The 1,657-nt window shown below is 68.4% G+C and carries 1 protein-coding gene; it reads left to right on the top strand.

What is annotated here, in order from left to right; all coding sequences use genetic code 11:
• Positions 1–225: 225 nt before the first annotated feature.
• Entirely contained in the window at positions 226–1,506 is a 1,281-nt protein-coding gene (eno, locus tag AC5RUJ_RS15960; protein ID WP_494001483.1) for a phosphopyruvate hydratase, read from the top strand.
• The last annotated feature ends 151 nt before the right edge of the window (positions 1,507–1,657 follow it).

Here is a 1,657-nt window from a genome sequence, read left to right as displayed (position 1 = left end):
CTTGCGGACGTCGTCGGCGGAATCGATGCCCAGGGCCAGGCGCAGGTCGGTTTCACGTTCCTGCATGCCGTCGCGGACCGCGTCGGCGAAGTTGGCCTCCAGCAGCGCGTAACGGAAGAAAACCGCGGCGGGTGATCTCGATTAGTCTTAAGCCGGACCTTGCAGCCGGCCCCGGCCTCGCCTGCAGACATTCCATCTTTCGTTCCAACGAACAGGAGCTACTCCATGGCGCTGATCGATGCCATCCACGCGCGCGAAATCCTTGATTCCCGCGGCAACCCCACCGTAGAAGTTGAGGTGCTGCTCTCCGACGGCTCGATGGGCCGGGCCGCGGTTCCGTCCGGCGCCTCCACCGGGGCGTTCGAGGCGGTGGAACGCCGCGACGGCGAGAAGGACCGCTACCTGGGCAAGGGCGTCGGCCAAGCCGTGGCCGCCGTGGTGGACACCATCCAGCCGGCGCTGGCGGGCCTCGACGCCACCGACCAGCGGCTGATCGACCAGACCATGCTGGATCTGGACGGCACCTCCAACAAATCCGATCTGGGCGCCAACGCCATCCTCGGTGTGTCGCTGGCCGTGGCCTCGGCCGCCGCCGAATCCGCCAACCTCCCGCTGTACAAGTACTTGGGCGGCCCCAACGCGCACGTGCTGCCGGTCCCGCTGATGAATATCCTCAACGGCGGATCGCACGCCGACTCCGACGTGGACATCCAGGAATTCATGGTGGTGCCGCTGGGCGCCGCCACGTTCTCCGAGGGGCTGCGCTGGGGCGTGGAGGTCTACCACAGCCTCAAGACCGTGCTGAAGGAGAAGGGCCTGTCCACGGGGCTGGGCGACGAGGGCGGCTTCGCCCCGAACCTGCCCAGCAACCGGGCCGCGCTGGACCTGATCACCGAGGCGATCACCCGTGCCGGCTACGCCCCGGGCAAGGACATCGCCCTGGCCCTGGACGTGGCGTCCTCCGAGTTTTACCAGGACGGCGCCTACCAGTTCGAGGGCAAGTCCCTGACGGCGGCGGAAATGAGCGCCTACTACGCCCAGCTGGTGGCCGACTTCCCGCTGGTCTCCATCGAGGATCCGCTGGACGAATCCGACTGGGAGGGCTGGGCCGCGCTGACGGCCGAGTTGGGCGACAAGGTGCAGTTGGTCGGCGACGACCTGTTCGTCACCAACCCCGAGCGACTGCAGCAGGGCATCGATGCCAAGACCGCCAACTCCCTGTTGGTCAAGGTCAACCAGATCGGTTCGCTGACCGAAACCCTGGAGGCCGTGGCCCTGGCCCAGCGCAACGGCTACACCACGATCACCTCGCACCGCTCCGGCGAGACCGAGGACACCACGATCGCGGACATCGCCGTGGCCACCAACGCCGGCCAGATCAAGACCGGCGCCCCGGCCCGTTCGGAGCGCGTGGCCAAGTACAACCAGCTGCTGCGCATCGAAGAGGAGCTCGACGACGCAGCCCGCTACGCCGGTCGCGGCGCCTTCCCGCGTTTCACGGCGTAGTTCGGCCCGACCCTCGGTAATGTCTTAAGCGGGGCCCGGCGGCAAAGCCGGAGCCCCGCACGACGACCACGGTGAGGAGCCGCGAATGTCCACCCGACGCCCCAACATGCCCCGGGCCGGCCGCCCGGCCGGCAGCGGGCCTGCCTCGGGC

Source organism: Arthrobacter sp. Y3223164 (assembly GCF_059091005.1).
The sequence above is the reverse complement of the archived record's forward strand: the minus strand, read 5'-3'. Positions and strand labels throughout refer to the sequence as shown.

What these genes read in the sequence shown, in the direction of transcription:
- eno (WP_494001483.1), top strand. Translation starts at nt 226, where the DNA reads ATGGCGCTGATCGATGCCATCCACGCGCGCGAAATCCTTGATTCCCGC.